18 protein-coding genes are annotated in these 14,725 nt (G+C 46.7%); 16 read left to right on the top strand and 2 right to left on the bottom strand.

What is annotated here, in order from left to right; genetic code table 11:
- The 8 genes from QD47_RS07825 to QD47_RS07790 form a co-directional block, all read left to right on the top strand.
- Positions 1 to 386, top strand: a 386-nt coding sequence (locus tag QD47_RS07825; RefSeq protein ID WP_044645604.1) for a Gfo/Idh/MocA family oxidoreductase, incomplete at its 5' end; no start/stop codon positions are given.
- A 243-nt stretch (positions 387 to 629) separates the two neighbouring features.
- Positions 630 to 1,838: a DNA glycosylase AlkZ-like family protein gene (locus QD47_RS07820; RefSeq protein ID WP_044645602.1), complete on the top strand. Its 1,209-nt coding sequence runs from the start codon at positions 630 to 632 to the stop codon at positions 1,836 to 1,838.
- 467 nt (positions 1,839 to 2,305) lie between these two features.
- Entirely contained in the window at positions 2,306 to 2,683 is a 378-nt protein-coding gene (locus QD47_RS07815; protein WP_044645601.1) for a DivIVA domain-containing protein, read from the top strand.
- A gap of 99 nt (positions 2,684 to 2,782) precedes the next feature.
- On the top strand, positions 2,783 to 3,217 hold the full coding sequence (locus QD47_RS07810) for an Rrf2 family transcriptional regulator (RefSeq protein WP_025685615.1): 435 nt from the start codon (positions 2,783 to 2,785) through the stop codon (positions 3,215 to 3,217).
- A gap of 23 nt (positions 3,218 to 3,240) precedes the next feature.
- Positions 3,241 to 3,744 carry a metallophosphoesterase family protein gene (locus QD47_RS07805; RefSeq protein WP_044645600.1) on the top strand — a complete coding sequence of 168 codons (504 nt, stop codon included), beginning with the start codon at positions 3,241 to 3,243 and terminating at the stop codon, positions 3,742 to 3,744.
- A gap of 29 nt (positions 3,745 to 3,773) precedes the next feature.
- On the top strand, positions 3,774 to 4,097 hold the full coding sequence (locus tag QD47_RS07800) for a (2Fe-2S) ferredoxin domain-containing protein (RefSeq protein ID WP_044645599.1): 324 nt from the start codon (positions 3,774 to 3,776) through the stop codon (positions 4,095 to 4,097).
- 322 nt (positions 4,098 to 4,419) lie between these two features.
- Positions 4,420 to 5,022, top strand: coding sequence for a nitroreductase family protein (locus QD47_RS07795; protein WP_044645598.1), 603 nt, complete (start codon positions 4,420 to 4,422; stop codon positions 5,020 to 5,022).
- A 218-nt stretch (positions 5,023 to 5,240) separates the two neighbouring features.
- Positions 5,241 to 6,164, top strand: coding sequence for an NAD(P)/FAD-dependent oxidoreductase (locus QD47_RS07790; protein WP_044645597.1), 924 nt, complete (start codon positions 5,241 to 5,243; stop codon positions 6,162 to 6,164).
- 10 nt (positions 6,165 to 6,174) lie between these two features.
- Here the strand turns inward: QD47_RS07790 and QD47_RS07785 are convergent, their stop codons facing one another.
- The gene (locus tag QD47_RS07785; protein WP_044645596.1) at positions 6,175 to 6,504 is read right to left on the bottom strand and encodes a hypothetical protein; all 330 of its coding nucleotides are present in this window, start codon (positions 6,502 to 6,504) and stop codon (positions 6,175 to 6,177) included.
- A gap of 143 nt (positions 6,505 to 6,647) precedes the next feature.
- Positions 6,648 to 6,968, bottom strand: a complete 321-nt coding sequence (locus QD47_RS07780; RefSeq protein WP_044645595.1) for a winged helix-turn-helix transcriptional regulator — start codon at positions 6,966 to 6,968, stop codon at positions 6,648 to 6,650.
- Positions 6,969 to 7,260: 292 nt separating this feature from the next.
- Between QD47_RS07780 and zwf the strand changes: the two genes are divergently transcribed.
- From zwf to QD47_RS32445, 8 genes are all read left to right on the top strand, one after another.
- Positions 7,261 to 8,763, top strand: coding sequence for a glucose-6-phosphate dehydrogenase (zwf, locus tag QD47_RS07775; protein WP_044645594.1), 1,503 nt, complete (start codon positions 7,261 to 7,263; stop codon positions 8,761 to 8,763).
- 57 nt (positions 8,764 to 8,820) lie between these two features.
- Positions 8,821 to 9,714 (top strand): phosphogluconate dehydrogenase (NAD(+)-dependent, decarboxylating), encoded by an 894-nt coding sequence (gene gnd, locus QD47_RS07770; RefSeq protein ID WP_044645593.1) that lies wholly within the window; start codon positions 8,821 to 8,823, stop codon positions 9,712 to 9,714.
- Between the two features lie 148 nt (positions 9,715 to 9,862).
- Entirely contained in the window at positions 9,863 to 10,537 is a 675-nt protein-coding gene (locus QD47_RS07765; RefSeq protein ID WP_044645592.1) for an SOS response-associated peptidase, read from the top strand.
- Positions 10,516 to 10,785 carry a hypothetical protein gene (locus QD47_RS07760; RefSeq protein WP_044645591.1) on the top strand — a complete coding sequence of 90 codons (270 nt, stop codon included), beginning with the start codon at positions 10,516 to 10,518 and terminating at the stop codon, positions 10,783 to 10,785. The genes QD47_RS07765 and QD47_RS07760 overlap by 22 nt, the downstream gene beginning before the upstream one ends.
- A 166-nt stretch (positions 10,786 to 10,951) precedes the next feature.
- A complete protein-coding gene (locus QD47_RS07755; RefSeq protein ID WP_044645590.1) occupies positions 10,952 to 12,160 on the top strand; it encodes an MFS transporter in 1,209 nt (402 codons plus the stop codon).
- 55 nt (positions 12,161 to 12,215) lie between these two features.
- Complete coding sequence (locus QD47_RS07750; RefSeq protein ID WP_044645589.1) at positions 12,216 to 12,662, top strand: OsmC family protein; 447 nt, start codon at positions 12,216 to 12,218, stop codon at positions 12,660 to 12,662.
- A gap of 67 nt (positions 12,663 to 12,729) precedes the next feature.
- Positions 12,730 to 13,815, top strand: a complete 1,086-nt coding sequence (locus QD47_RS07745) for a lactonase family protein (protein ID WP_044645588.1) — start codon at positions 12,730 to 12,732, stop codon at positions 13,813 to 13,815.
- A 608-nt stretch (positions 13,816 to 14,423) separates the two neighbouring features.
- Positions 14,424 to 14,579, top strand: a complete 156-nt coding sequence (locus QD47_RS32445; protein ID WP_170970838.1) for a hypothetical protein — start codon at positions 14,424 to 14,426, stop codon at positions 14,577 to 14,579.
- Positions 14,580 to 14,725 lie beyond the last annotated feature (146 nt).

Below are 14,725 nucleotides of genomic sequence, written 5' to 3'. Positions count from 1 at the left end.
CAGAGCATGACAATGTCGATATGATGGCATCCGGCCTGCTGGGATTTCCGGGCGGGGTGAACCTTACCTTCGATTGTGGCATGTGGGCAGCGAACCGTTCCAATATGGAGATTCTAGGTAGCAAAGGGACGATTGCGATGCCTAAAATGTTCGGCTGGGAAAGATCATCTGTCGTCCCGCAAATTTTCGTTCATGTCGGTTCGGTTACACGGGAGGAACGACTTAAAGGCTTCAATTCCTTTGAGCTGCAAGCGGATGCTTTTGCCAAAGCGGTACTTGATGGTGCTCCGTTGCCGTATGAACCCGAAGACGCGGTAAGCAATATGAAGGTGATCGACGCTTGTATCGAGTCAGCACGCAGCCGGAAACGGGTAGAAATCGGATAAACCGGATAAACGAGTCCTCAGAAAGCATAAAAAAGCAGCCTGTCACAGGGACAAGCTGCTTTTTTAGATGAACGAATACATAGGCTACAGGTAAGTGTAAATTATTCAACAAATACATATGTTCAACGTAATCTTTAACATAACATTTGGCGGCTGTGGCAGGCTAATTGGACGTACCGTATTCTAGGGCCGCCGTCGCGACTCGATCAGTATGAGAGACAAGAAGAGAAGGAGGGAAAGGTCATGGAGGAGATTCAAGTATCCCAGGAAGAGATGCGAGCGTATCTGCTCGCCTATCAAGGATTGACGTCACTGAAGCCCCTGGCGGACGAAGTGGTTATTGTCGATTTTATCAAAAAAGTAGGGTGTATCCAATATGATCCTCTTAACATGGTCGGCCGTAATCCGGATCTTATGCTGCAATCCCGATTTACCAATTACGATCCTGTGATACTGGAACATCTGTTGTACGGCAAACAAAAATTGATTGATGGCTGGGATAAAATGATGTCGATCTATTCGGTAGAAGACTGGCCATTTTTCCAAAGACTCAGGGCTAGTAAGGTGAGAGAGATGGAAGGAATACTGGCATATCGACAGTCGCTGGAAGCTATTCAATATGTGGACGAGGTCAAAGCGTTTATAGAGAGTCACGGTCCCGCCTCACCTCTGAAGTTGGATTTAGGAAATGCGAAGAATGGACGATGGGGGCATGGCAAACTGTCCAGCGCAGCGATGGATTACATGTGGAACGCAGGAACTTTATCGGTTAAAGAGAAAAAAAACACCCAGAAAATATACGATTTAACCGAGAAGCTTTTGCCCAAAGAAATTCTGGACCAAATAGATCCGTTCGAGAATGATCATGATTTTTATAAATGGTATTTCAAGAGAAGGATTGGAGGTATTGGAGCCTATTGGGATCGGAACGGAGGAGGCTGGCTGGGCCATTTCGTCTCGGATAAGCCTTTGAGAACTAAAATTTTACACGAATTGTTTGAAGAGGGTGAACTGAGCAAGGTCAAGGTGGCAGGTATAAAGGAAACTTTTTATATGAAAACTGAGGATGTTACATTTTACAACCATATGAAATCGGATTTTAACAAGACGGTCCATTTCCTTGCTCCGCTCGACAATCTGTTATGGGATCGGAAATTAATCAAAGATCTCTTTCATTTCGAATATAGCTGGGAAGTATACAGGCCAGTCTCCATGCGAAAATACGGGTACTATGTTCTTCCTGTTCTTTATGGAAATCAACTTGTCGCCCGATTTGAACCGGATATGCATCGGGGGACCGAGCCACTGCGGATCAAGAATTGGTGGTGGGAGGAAGGGTATGAGGTAACGGACGCGGTGGTAGAATCGGTAAGAGAAGCCTTGCAGGCGTTCTGTTCTTATTTAAAGGCGGACGGGTTATCCCAGGATTCCAGCCTCAAGATTATCCAATAACTGGGTTATATGCCCTACCAGTTCTTCCGTACAGAAAGCAATGTCTTGAAGCTCGCTTTGGTGCAGGACTAGAGACACGTTGGAGTAATGTTAAGAAAATCTTATCATTGCCGTACCATCTGAGCGGGTGCGGGCGTTTCTGTTGAGCGACATTATTCGAGGAAATGCTTGAAAGGGAGTGCTCTATAGTTGATTCCACCTTCTATCGAGTACTCTGCATCGCTCATGTTTTGGTCTAGGGACTTTGTAAAAACTAGATAATGACACAGTGAATTGAGAATGGAAGAATAATATCAAATTCACTTGAGGTGTTCTAAGTATAGGCTGAAGGTTGGATTTAGTGGCGCATTAATCGCTTCTTTATACTTTTCTATACCCGCTCACAGGACTGGGCAATCAGCAGAGACTTTTATTCCCAGCCTAGAATGTGATATAAAAAGAATAGTGTGTTAAGGAGGGAATAACCGATGGATGAACATATGAAGCGTCGTCTGGAAAAGCAAAAGCAGTTGTTTAAGCAACTGGGGATTCAGCTGGACGCGCTCTCCATTCATGAAAAACAGTTTAAAAATAAAATGCGTGGCTATGATCCTGATGAGGTGGACGCCTTTCTGGATGAAGTGATAAAGGATTATGAACGCTTCTATGCGAACATAGCCGATCTGATGGACAAGTGGCAGGAGCAGCAGGCAACCATACGTGATTTGAAAAACGCACCCAAGCCTGCCGCCGATTATAACGCACTTGACCGACGCCAACTGGAGGACATCGTTAAGCAACTGGAGTATAGCGTCCGCCAGCTAAAGGTGCGAGTACGCCCTGAAAATGACTATTTTCCAGAGTAAGGTGCAGTAAGCGCTGTGTCGGTGCCTCTCATTGTGGTATGATGGAACTATGCATATGTACACAAACATTAATGAGGCACACATATAAAGGTGGTTAACATGAGTACCCATTTTTCCGTTAGTATCCATTGTCTGCTTCTTCTGGCTGAAGGAGCGCCGGAGCGGATGACTTCGACACTTGTCGCTTCCAGTATCAATACGAATCCGGTCGTTGTTAGAAGAATCATGAGCCGACTCAAGCAAGCCGGTCTGGTTGATTCCTCACCAGGAGCACGGGGCTTTCGTCTGAGCATGTCCAGTTCAAATATTAATCTTAAAATGATATATGAAGCGACCAAAGACGACGGTCCGCTGTTCGCTATCCATAGTGATAGCAATCACAATTGCGAGGTAGGCAAGAACATCGACGCTTTGCTGGACGGATTATATACCGTAGCAGAGCAGAAAATACAAGCGTTTTTCGAGACGGTTACGCTGCGAGATCTGGAGCAGGCGCTTCAGCAGCGGGTTGGGCAGCAGAGTTCATCCGTGTAAAGACGCTGGTAAGGAGAATTGCTATGAAAATCATCGTACTTTCAGATACTCATATGCCGCACCGAGGCAAAGCGCTTCCTGGTCGGCTTGTACAGGAGCTCAAAGGCAGCGATCTCATTCTCCATGCCGGAGACTGGACGGATTGGTTCGTATATGAAAGGCTATCCGAATTTGCACCTGTGCAAGGGATTGCCGGAAACAATGATGGAGTAGACATCGTAGAGCGTCTGGGCTATCAAAGAATCGTTGAAGTCGAGGGCAAACGGATCGGCATGGTCCACGGTCACGGCTGGCGCGGTTCGACAGAGAGTATCGCACTGAATACGTTTAAGGGAGAAACGCTGGATTGCCTGATTTACGGACATTCGCATATTCCGGTTGTCAAAAAGTTGGACGGCCTGCTTGTCCTCAATCCCGGATCTCCGACAGACAAGCGCGGCGAGGACGAATATTCATTTATCGTGCTGACGATTGAAGCCGGGCAGATGGAAGCACAGCTTGTTCTTTATCCAGATAAGCATGAATAAATCAACAACCGTTGATAAAAGGGGAAGCTATGGCTATTTTTGAATTGGAACCGATGAAGCATCATGTGTTGATCTGTAATGGGGGCACGTGTATGCGGCATGAAGGTGAAGAAGTTACACAAGCAATTCGGGATGAAATCCGTGAACAAAACGCAGAAGCTTATATTCATACGACCAGAACTCGTTGTAATGGCCGTTGTCACGATGCTGCGGTTGTGATCGTATACCCTCAAGGAGACTGGTATGGTCAGATGACGCCTGCTGCGAGCACACAACTGGTACAGAAGCTTGTTGCAGGAGAGAAGCTGAAACCACATCTTTTTCATGAGTGTACAGGGGAATCCAGTTCATAATAATTCAACAACAAACTATAAACAAGAACGTGAGTAGAGAAAATCTTTGCGGAGATTTTCTTTTTTTTGCGTTTAATCCCTGACCTGAAAGGTAAAAGTATACTGTGGACACCAATCCGATAGGGAGGGAAGCGAAAATGATCCCATTTGACGATGACCTGCACCATCAGAATGAGAGAAAGGGACAAGCGGGGAAAGGACAAACGGCGCATCATGAATCAAGGAAATGGTAATATTTAAAAAGAAATCTCTTGACTTTAAGACAAATACAATATATATTTAGTTACGAAAAGTAATTAATTTTTCTCAGGAGGTAACAAAAATGGCTAAAGATTTCTTCACAGCTCTGAAAGAAAGACGCTCCTATTACGGTATTAGCAAAGAACAAGTAATTTCCGACCAACGGATTCAAGAGATTGTAGAGGAAGCTGTTAAATATACACCTACCTCTTTCAACTCCCAAACTTCACGTGCAGTTGTACTGCTCGGAGAGCATCACGACAAATTGTGGAATATTACAGAAAATATTTTGCGCGAAGTTGTAGGCAATGAAGAGCAATTTAAATCTACTGCTGAGAAAATGAACGGCTTCCGTAGCGGCTATGGTACTGTATTGTTCTTTGAAGACAACAATGTAGTGGCTGGATTGCAACAACAATTTGAAGCTTATGCGGACAACTTCCCAATCTGGTCTAATCAATCCAGCGGAATGCTGCAATTGGTTGTATGGACAGCTTTGGAGCAAGAAGGACTGGGCGCATCCCTTCAGCATTACAATCCTTTGATCGACGAAAAAGTGAAAAATGAATGGAACATTCCTGAGCATTGGAAACTGATTGCTGAATTGCCATTTGGTAAACCGACATTCCAACCAGGTGAAAAAGAATTCCAACCTGTTGAAGAACGCGTAAAAACGTTTAAATAAGCCAGACGATGCAACGACGATTCATGCTTGTCTGATCAAAGCACTGTGGATACCCACAGTGCTTTTTGCCATTCGATTTTTAAGTAGTGAGCTTCTGGATATGTACTTTTTTGTAAACGGGATGATTCAGGGGTTAATTCAGGCAAAAGCAGGTGATGCTACGTTTAAATTTGTATGAGAGGGTTACATAGGTGTTATTGATGAGGGAGGAAAAATATATGCCATTCGATTGCATTATTGTTGGCGGAGGGATTGCCGGGCTGCAAGCAGCTATTCAATTGGGAAGATACAGCAGCCATCGGGTTCTGGTGATAGATTCGGGCTATGGTCGATCCACGTTGTGCCATCAGTATCATAATATTTTGGGCTTTCCTGACGGGATTTCAGGTGAGGAGCTGCGACGGCTTGGACGTAGTGAGGCCACGAAGCTAGGCACTGAATTTGTTGAAGGTAAGGCGGTGAAAGCTGCCAAGAGGGATGAGCTTTTTGCCATTCAAGTGGAAGAGGGAACGGTGTATTCCTCAAAGACGATACTGCTGGCAACGGGGCTGACCGACCGCTTTCCAAAGCTGGAGGGGCTTCTGGCCTGCTTAGGCAATAGCGTGTATATCTGCCCGGACTGTGACGGATACGAGGTTCAGGATCGCAGTACGGTCGTGATGGGGGCGGGAAAAGCCGGAGCTTCCATGGCTCTGATATTATCCGCGCGTACTGACCACCTGGTTTATGTGAACCATGAGCGTGCAGAGGTGCCGGACGATCTGATGATGAAGCTGCGCGAGAAAGGAATAGGATACAAGGAGGAAGCCATTTCCAGGATCATGATCGGGGAACCGGGATATTTTGAAGGAGTTCGACTGGCTAATGGAGAGGTTGTTCGGGCGGAGCGGGGCTTTTTGGCCTTTGGAGGCAACCAAGTCCATTCAGAGCTGGCCGAGCAGTTGGGCGTGCACTTGCTGGATAACAAACATATTGAGACTCACCCCCGCAGCAAAATGACCAATGTAGAGAATGTATGGGTAGCCGGAGATTTGGGGGCCCATGCCGAGCAAGCGACTGTCGCGATGGGAGAAGGAGCAATGTCAGCAATCTGGATACACAAAGTATTATCCGGTATAAAAACAAAAATACCGCAGCTCTAAGAGCTGCAGTTTAAAACGGTGGACATATACCTGTGTGAAGATGAAGGCCGAAGCGCTCCAATTGCTCGTTCATGCCATACTTGCGCAAAATTTCCGTTTGTTTGTTGCCGATCAGGTCAAAATGGGGATAGGGCTGACGCTGGTGAATATATTGGGGATCCAATCCATTATTGCTGCACCATAAACGTAACTTGTCCAAATTGGAACAACCCACCTTGGTTACGGTTGTAATACCTGGAAAGCGGTCATCCAGCCAGTAATGCGTCAGAAAACCAATTTCGCCGCGACTGACCTCTCTTTTCCAGGCCGAAAGCTCCTGTCGATTAATACCAAACGCCATCAGTCTCATCCTTCCTTGGTTCCTTCCAAAATCATAAGCTGTCGGGTAGGTGTACCATTATTTTCGTATTATAGCCCTGTATTGCGCTTCCTAAAGGGTAACACAATAACAGAAGACCGTGTATGACGATCTCCTGTTAGCGGTTAGAGCCATCTTTCGGCCCAGCTCTCTACGCCATTCAATGCATCACCGAGCTCCTTACCCTTGCGTGTCAGCGAATACTCGGTACGCACGGGCCGCTCTGTAATGACATTGCGAAGGATCAGGCCGCTATGCTCCAACTCCTTAATACGTTCATTCAGCATACGTTTGCTAAGATCAGGTATGGAAACATGAATTTCACTGAATCGTTTGGGATGTTCCATCAAAGTATGGATGATGAGAGCGGTCCATTTTTTGCTGATGATCTGAAAGGACTGTTCCACCTTGCCGCACAAAAGCTTAGGCTGCCTGTCGTCGCTCATCTGAATCCCCTCAATTTCATTGGTTGTTTTAAACAGTATACTAAAAGTAACTCTGTATACCAATAGTAACTATCTTGGTTTGTGTCAACTGTGACATTTTTAACAGTTTTTCCTCATTCCTTGCGTCAATCATACCACAGAAAACGTTATCATTACAGGAAATATCGAATGTTCACGATTTCGCTAAAATTTGATTGACTTGCCCCTTATTTTGGGTGTATTATAGGTTACGTTAATTCCTCAGGTAACTTTTAATAACCTCATCTTTTATAATGGGAAGAAGGAATAATTCATGGATTCAATGACTTTTGTCTTATTTGGAGCGACAGGGGATTTGGCTAAACGTAAAATCTACCCTGCCTTGTATAATTTGTTTGTAGAAGGTAAAATTCCGGCTTCCTTTTCTGTAATTGGTATGGGGCGTCGTGAAGTGGCTGACGAACAGTTTCAAAGTAACGTAGAACAATCCATTAAGGATTTTTCCAGACACGTGAATAATGACCGTGCACAAATGGATCAGTTCCTGAGCGCTTTCCGCTACAGTGCATTGAATGTCAATCACCCTGAAGATTATAAAAAGCTGTTACAGCTTGCTGAGCAACGTGAAAATGACTTGGGAATTCCGGGGAACCGCATGTTTTACTTATCGGTGGCACCGGAATTTTTTGATGTGATTGCCCTCAACATCCGGGAAAGTGGTTTGGCGGAAACGAAGGGCTGGAAACGGCTCATTATCGAAAAACCATTCGGACATGATCTGGAATCGGCACGTGAGCTGAATGATCGCTTAAGCAGAACGTTTGCCGAGGATGAAATTTATCGTATTGACCATTACCTGGGTAAGCCGATGGTGCAAAACCTTGAAGCCTTGAAATTTGCTAATCCATTGCTTCAGGGTGTGTGGAACAATCAATACATTGCCAATGTGCAAATTACCGCTTCCGAAACTGTAGGCGTCGAGGAACGCGCAGGATATTATGATCACTCCGGAGCTATTCGGGACATGGTGCAGAATCACATGCTGCAAGTGCTGATGATGGCGGCTATGAATAAGCCGGGACATGTAACGGCAGATCAGGTGCGTGACGAAAAAAGCAAGGTTATGGAGGCGTTGCGTGCGCTCGATCCTTCCGATATTGCTTCCAGCGTGGTGAGAGGCCAATACACGAACGGTGAGATTAACGGAAAAACAGTTCCTTCCTATAAAGAAGAGCCGGACATTGGACCGGACTCACAAAATGATACTTTCATTTCAGCTCGTCTGTGGATTGACAATGAGCAATGGTCAGGTGTGCCGTTCTATATTCGCACAGGCAAACGCATGAAGGAAAAATCTACACGTATCGTCGTGGAATTCAAAAAGGATAGCACAGACCCGTATGCGGCTCAAGGACAGCCCTCCGAGCCGAACTTGCTTACGATTCATGTGAATCCGGATGAAAAGGTAACACTGCGTCTGAACAGTAAGGACCCACTGAATAATGGTCAACTGGAGACGGTGCTGATGAATTACACATCAGAGGCCAAGGATGTACCGGAAGCTTATGAGCGCCTCATCTTTGATGCGCTGCGCGGCGACTCCACCTATTTCGCTCACTGGAATGAAGTTGAGCTTTCATGGATGTGGGTACAGCCAGTGCTGGAAGCTTTTGCTCGCGGCGAAGTTCCGCTTCATACCTATGCCGCAGGCTCCTACGGTCCAGAGGCTTCTGACCAATTGTTGGAGGAACAGGGCTTTACATGGTGGCTGGATCAAAAGTCAGAACGTTCTGAAAAAGCGGTTGTTCGTTCGTAAACATGTACACACCACTACGTTGAGAATATATTTTTGCTACGGCAGGAGGCCTTTACAATGCAAGTTGGATTAATCGGTTTGGGAAAAATGGGCTTGAATCTCGGAAAAAACTTGATCGATCACCAGCATGAAGTTGTCGCTTACGACGTCAATGCAGCAGCGATTCAAGAAATGAAGGATTACGGTGCTACAGGTGCTTCCACACTGGAAGAACTTGTGCAGGCGACCCAATCCCCGAGAGTACTGTGGATTATGGTTCCCCATCAAATTGTTGATTCTGTGCTGGATCAGCTTCAACCGATTTTGTCCAAAGGGGACATTATTATTGAAGGTGGTAACTCTCATTACAAAGAGTCGATTGCTCGTCATGCCCGTCTGAAGGAATACGGTATCAGCTTCATGGATGCCGGAACCTCCGGAGGTATGGAAGGTGCACGTAGTGGCGCTTGTTACATGATCGGCGGCGATCCGGAAGCATGGGCGTTTGTTGAACCTATTTTCCGCGATACAGCGGTGGAAAATGGTTATCTGTATGCAGGTAAATCCGGTAGCGGACATTTTCTCAAAATGGTTCACAACGGTGTGGAATATGGAATGATGGCCTCCATTGGCGAAGGCTTTGAAGTGCTGGAGAAAAGCAGCTTTGACTTCGATTATGAGCAAGTGGCACGCGTTTGGAACAACGGTTCCGTTATTCGCTCCTGGTTGATGGGCTTGACCGAACGTGCATTTTCCAAGGATGCAAATCTGGATGAAATTCGCGGGGTTATGCACTCTTCCGGCGAAGGCAAATGGACGGTTGAGGAGGCATTGGACATTCAGGCGGCTACTCCGGTTATTGCGTTGTCCCTGCTGATGCGTTACCGTTCTCTGGATGCAGATACGTTCAACGGGAAAGTCGTTGCCGCCCTGCGCAATGAATTTGGCGGTCATGCAGTAGAAAAGAAATAGTAACGATATAACTTAGCATCGATCCCCGCAGCTTCAAAACTGCGGGGATATTGCTATATGTTCTTGCCGTGCGCTTTTTGTTATATGCATATTTTTCCTTGTATAACCGCACAATAGATGAAAAAGAAGGCGGAAGGATGAATAGCATATGTGCAAAAGGTTTTCGTTATCGGCTGATTTGGACGAGGTAAGGGATCATTTTGGCATACAACGGGTGATGTATTATTATAAAACACGTTACAATATGAGCCCTACCCAGCATGTTCCCATCGTGCTGCATCAGGAGGGGGAACGGGTGCTAGATGAATTTCGCTGGGGATTTATCCCCTACTGGGGCAAGGATTGTGTCAACGCCGATTTGAATACGGTACGAGTGAATCCGAGTTACCGCAAAATGGCCGAAACCCGGCGCTGTGTCATTCCTTGCAACGGCTTTTATTATTGGCGAAAGCTTGGTAAACGTATGTGTGCGGTGCGGGTGGTGTTGCCGGGACAGAAAATGTTTGCGGTCGCGGGATTGTATGAGGTATGGCAGGATAGCCGTAAGGAGCCGCTACGTACCTGTACGATGATGACGGTGCAGGCCAATGCGGATATTCGTGAATTTGACGGCCGTATGCCCGCCATTTTGGAATCCTCGAATATGGATTCATGGCTGGACCCGTCCATTAAGAACATAGATGAGTTGCTACCGTTGCTGTGCACGTATGAACAGGGCGATATGAGCATCTATCCGGTGACCCCGCTGGTCGCCAATGATGAACACGATAACCGCGAATGCATTCAGGAAATGGATTTGCAATGGTCCTGGATCAAGCCTTAAATAAATATGGAGAATTTTCATTCACTACAGATCATAAGCTTCCCGCCGCCTGCATAGGTATGTATTGGGGAACAAGCGTCATGATCCGGGGAGAGGGGAAACGGCCGAAGGAGTATCTCATATGGGATGGAGGCGATTGGAATGAGCAACGATACACTCATCCAACTGCTGGTGCTCATGGTGACGATCATCGGTCTGGTCCAAAACCGGTAAGTGGCAGGTTCCAGAAGGCGGGAGAATTGCCCTAGGCAATCTTCCGCTTTTTTTCGTTTTCCTTTCAAGAGCGGCAACAAGAGATTTTTTTAAAATGCTCGCAGATGAAGGGAGCTTGCGGTACAATAGATGCTAAGCTACAGGTGACAAGACACCTGAATATACGGCTATATATGATGCATTTTTAAGGGAGAGCGAATCATGAGTGAATTGACTTCATTACCACCATCCAAAAAGCGAAAGCTGCTGTTTAGCGCAGGACTCAGTTGGCTGTTTGATGCCATGGACGTGGGGCTGCTTTCGTTCATAGCCGCAGCGCTGGCTAAGGAGTGGCATTTGGGTTCAGAGCAGATTGGTCTGCTGACTGCGATGAATTCAATAGGGATGGTATTTGGGGCCGCTTTAGCGGGGATTTTGGCTGATCGCTACGGCAGGCGTACGATATTAGTGTGGACGCTGTTGATCTTTTCTATTGCAAGCGGCTTGTCAGCTTTGGCGACCGGGCTCGGTGTACTGTTGGTGCTGCGTTTTATTGCAGGCGTAGGCTTGGGAGGGGAATTGCCTGTAGCTTCGACGCTGGTGTCGGAATCGGTGCCGGTTCAGGAACGGGGAAAAGCGGTCGTTTTGTTGGAAAGCTTCTGGGCCGCGGGATGGATTCTTTCTGCGCTTATTGCCTATTTTGTTATTCCAAAGTACGGCTGGCAGATGGCCTTTATTCTCGGCGCAGTACCAGCCCTGTACGCCCTTTATTTACGCAAAGCGGTAGAGGATTCACCGCGATACAAGCAGCAGAGTGTCAAGCTTCCACTGCGTGCAAGACTGGCTTCCATTTGGTCAGGGCCGAACCGCAAGTCCACGTTAATGCTGTGGATTTTATGGTTTACGGTTGTATTTTCCTATTACGGAATGTTTCTGTGGCTGCCAAGCATTATGTTTATGAAGGGTTTTGAGCTGGTTAAAAGCTTTGAGTATGTCCTGATCATGACGCTGGCGCAATTGCCAGGTTATTTTACTGCCGCATATCTGATTGAAAAGCTGGGCCGCAAATTCGTGCTGATCGTCTATTTACTGCTAACGGCGGTGTCCGCTATTTGGTTCGGTACCTCGGAAACGGCAGGAATGCTGCTGGCTGCTGGTATCTGCTTGTCCTTTTTCAATCTCGGCGCGTGGGGAGCCATGTATGCCTATACCCCGGAATTGTACCCGACAGCCGTCCGTTCTACCGGAGTGGGTATGGCGGCTGCATTTGGCCGTATTGGTGGCGTGATCGGACCTTTTCTGGTCGGAATGCTGGTCGGACAGGGCATGGCGCTGCAATCTATCTTTGTGATTTTCTTCGTAGCGATCCTGATTGGAGCGGCGGCGGTATGGTTGCTGGGTACCGAAACGAAAAATCGGGAGATCGACTAACCTTTACATTCACCTGTGTAAAGATTCATAATACAAGAGAGAGGAGTGACCTGAAATGGAGCATACCTTTCTGCTCAAGGCAGACTGGAACGGGGGGCGCAACAGCGCTGGGCATATTGAGGCCGGACAGCTGCGGACAGCGATTTCGATCCCGGCAGAGATGGGTGGTCCCGGTGTGGGCACCAATCCGGATGAAATGCTGCTAGGCGCTGCCGCGACCTGCTATTTGATTACATTGGCGGCGATGATGGAGCGCGCTGGTCTTCTGGTGGCTTCACTGGCGCTGGAATCCGAAGGGATTGTCGATGTAACGAACAATATTTTTACATATCGTCGAATTATCCATCGTCCGCGAGTTCATTTGGCCGCCGATGCGACAGAATCGCAGATCGAACAGGCATTGCGGCTGGCAGAGCAGGCAGAGAGCTCTTGCATGATCTCACGTGCCGTAGCGGGAAATGTGGCTTTATTTACAGAGCCCGTCGTGGAACGCGCCTCTTAGCGCTATTTGAACCAGGAGCAATCATTCCAATTGCCCATTATTTTTCTAATTTGAGGAGGACACAACCATGACAGCACAACAAAAATTGCTCGTTTTCGCAGGCTCTTACGCCGAATTGGAAGGCAGCGGAGTTTATGCGTACACTTTTAATGAAGAGACAGGGATTCTTACATTACAGGATGAGTTCTCCGGATTGAAAAATCCAACCTTCCTGAACGTAGACGTGAAGAACCGGAAGCTGTATTCCATTGGAGAAACGACTTCTGCTACTGGAGCGAAGGTGGGCGAAGCTGCTGCTTTTGAAATTGATCCGGTCAAAGGGACATTTACATTGCTTAACCGGGCGGAAAACGTTGGCGCAACAACCTGCCACATTCAGCGTGATCCATCTGATCGCTACCTGATCGTAGTCAGCTACCACGGAGGAATGGTGGGACTGGTGTCTCTAACCGAGGATGGCCGTATCGGCGAGTTGCTGGATGTTAAACAGCATGAGGGCAAGGGAGCGCATCCTGAGCGTCAGGATCGTCCGCATCCACACTCCAGTTTCTTTAGCCCTGATGGTCGTTTCCTCTTCGTACAGGATCTCGGTTTGGATCTGATCCGTGTATACACCATTGATGACAGTAAAGGACAACTGGTACTTCATGGCGAAACGAAAACCCATGCAGGTGCAGGCCCACGTCACTTGACGTTCCACCCGAACGGTAAATTTGCTTTTGTCATTAATGAGGTGGATTCTTCTATTACTTCTTTTGCGTATGACGCAGAAGCAGGCAAGCTTACCGAGCTTGAGAGCGTACCGACTTTGCCGTCTGATTTTACGGGCGAAAATACAACCGCTGAGATTGCTATTTCGGAGGATGGTGCTTATGTGTACGGTTCCAACCGTGGGCATGACAGCATCGTAGTGTTCGCTGTAGACGCTGTAACAGGCAAGCTGAGCCTGGTAGAGCATGTTTCTGCCGAAGGAGAGCATCCACGTCATTTTGCTTTGACTCCAAACGGTGATCATATGCTCGTGGCAAACCGCGATACGAATAACATCGTTACATTTAAAGTGGACAAGGCTAGTGGACGACTGACCTACACGGGACAACAAGTAACCGTGTCCAAGCCGGTATGCGTGCAACCTTTTTACTTTTCTGTATAAAGTTTGATAGAAGCTGGATGACTGAGTAACGGTATGCGGTTAATGGCCGCTACGAGGACGGATCATTCTTCCGATCGCTGTTGCCCCCGGATTTCTTGATTATATATTCAAGGGTAGAAAATCCGGGGACAAAGGCGAACGCTGACGCTTCTTCAGAACGATTCCGTCCTCTTCGCTGCTTTGGTGCTTTTGAGCAACTGTTCATAGAAAATTCTTGAGAATTACGGTCAGTAGGTTAAGCCTGCGGCCGTTTTTCTTTTTATAGCTGGCTATTTTTATAGAAATCATTGCTTTGGAAATAATTTAAAATTTTAAGGTTACAAATAAGAAACGAATAAACTCGACAGGAAAAGGGTACATATGTTATAAGCGGGACAAGAATCCCTTGAGCGAACTACAGAAGTGTTAGAAATCTCTTAAATAAAGGTATACATTTCAGAAAGGCGACAGTCGATTCATATCGGAAGTTTTTCTCATAGTGTGGCAAAGATAAGCTGAGTAACGGAGCGGGCAGATGGATTTCGGAGAAGCGATCGGAGAAACCATCTGTTCGCGTAGTGGGCCACACAGACCACCAACCACCGATTACACAAGGAGGAGGAACCGATATGAAAATTATCATTACGCAAAAGGAAGCTGCCGACAAAGGAATCTGGACAGAGATTATGGGAATGTTCGCTGTAACCAAAGAGGATGAGGTGTGGCAAAATGAAGAGTTTATTCTCACCGAAGAACAGGCGCGTCAGGTCGGATTGATCAAATAAAAAGCCGTAAATAAGACATGTAAGCAAGTTTTAAGACCAAGTCTTAAAAAATCGTAACTTCTTTTTACGTATCTGATACACTTTTTAACCGTACAACGTTTATAGTAATTGCATAAGGGTAATGAAGCTTACAGACACCGTGTACA

Source organism: Paenibacillus terrae, from assembly GCF_000943545.1.
In the GTDB taxonomy this organism is placed as follows: domain Bacteria; phylum Bacillota; class Bacilli; order Paenibacillales; family Paenibacillaceae; genus Paenibacillus; species Paenibacillus terrae_A.
This window is presented reverse-complemented; position numbering and strand designations above follow the sequence as displayed.

Coding starts and splice junctions, on each gene's coding strand:
- QD47_RS07800 (WP_044645599.1), top strand. CDS start 3,774: ATGGCTATTTTTGAATTGGAACCGATGAAGCATCATGTGTTGATCTGT.
- QD47_RS07760 (WP_044645591.1), top strand. CDS start 10,516: ATGGTCCTGGATCAAGCCTTAAATAAATATGGAGAATTTTCATTCACT.
- QD47_RS07820 (WP_044645602.1), top strand. CDS start 630: ATGGAGGAGATTCAAGTATCCCAGGAAGAGATGCGAGCGTATCTGCTC.
- QD47_RS07755 (WP_044645590.1), top strand. CDS start 10,952: ATGAGTGAATTGACTTCATTACCACCATCCAAAAAGCGAAAGCTGCTG.
- QD47_RS07785 (WP_044645596.1), bottom strand. CDS start 6,504: ATGGCGTTTGGTATTAATCGACAGGAGCTTTCGGCCTGGAAAAGAGAG.
- QD47_RS07810 (WP_025685615.1), top strand. CDS start 2,783: ATGAGTACCCATTTTTCCGTTAGTATCCATTGTCTGCTTCTTCTGGCT.
- zwf (WP_044645594.1), top strand. CDS start 7,261: ATGGATTCAATGACTTTTGTCTTATTTGGAGCGACAGGGGATTTGGCT.
- QD47_RS07750 (WP_044645589.1), top strand. CDS start 12,216: ATGGAGCATACCTTTCTGCTCAAGGCAGACTGGAACGGGGGGCGCAAC.
- QD47_RS07790 (WP_044645597.1), top strand. CDS start 5,241: ATGCCATTCGATTGCATTATTGTTGGCGGAGGGATTGCCGGGCTGCAA.
- QD47_RS07745 (WP_044645588.1), top strand. CDS start 12,730: ATGACAGCACAACAAAAATTGCTCGTTTTCGCAGGCTCTTACGCCGAA.
- QD47_RS07815 (WP_044645601.1), top strand. CDS start 2,306: ATGGATGAACATATGAAGCGTCGTCTGGAAAAGCAAAAGCAGTTGTTT.
- QD47_RS07765 (WP_044645592.1), top strand. CDS start 9,863: ATGTGCAAAAGGTTTTCGTTATCGGCTGATTTGGACGAGGTAAGGGAT.
- gnd (WP_044645593.1), top strand. CDS start 8,821: ATGCAAGTTGGATTAATCGGTTTGGGAAAAATGGGCTTGAATCTCGGA.
- QD47_RS07780 (WP_044645595.1), bottom strand. CDS start 6,968: ATGAGCGACGACAGGCAGCCTAAGCTTTTGTGCGGCAAGGTGGAACAG.
- QD47_RS07795 (WP_044645598.1), top strand. CDS start 4,420: ATGGCTAAAGATTTCTTCACAGCTCTGAAAGAAAGACGCTCCTATTAC.
- QD47_RS32445 (WP_170970838.1), top strand. CDS start 14,424: ATGAAAATTATCATTACGCAAAAGGAAGCTGCCGACAAAGGAATCTGG.
- QD47_RS07805 (WP_044645600.1), top strand. CDS start 3,241: ATGAAAATCATCGTACTTTCAGATACTCATATGCCGCACCGAGGCAAA.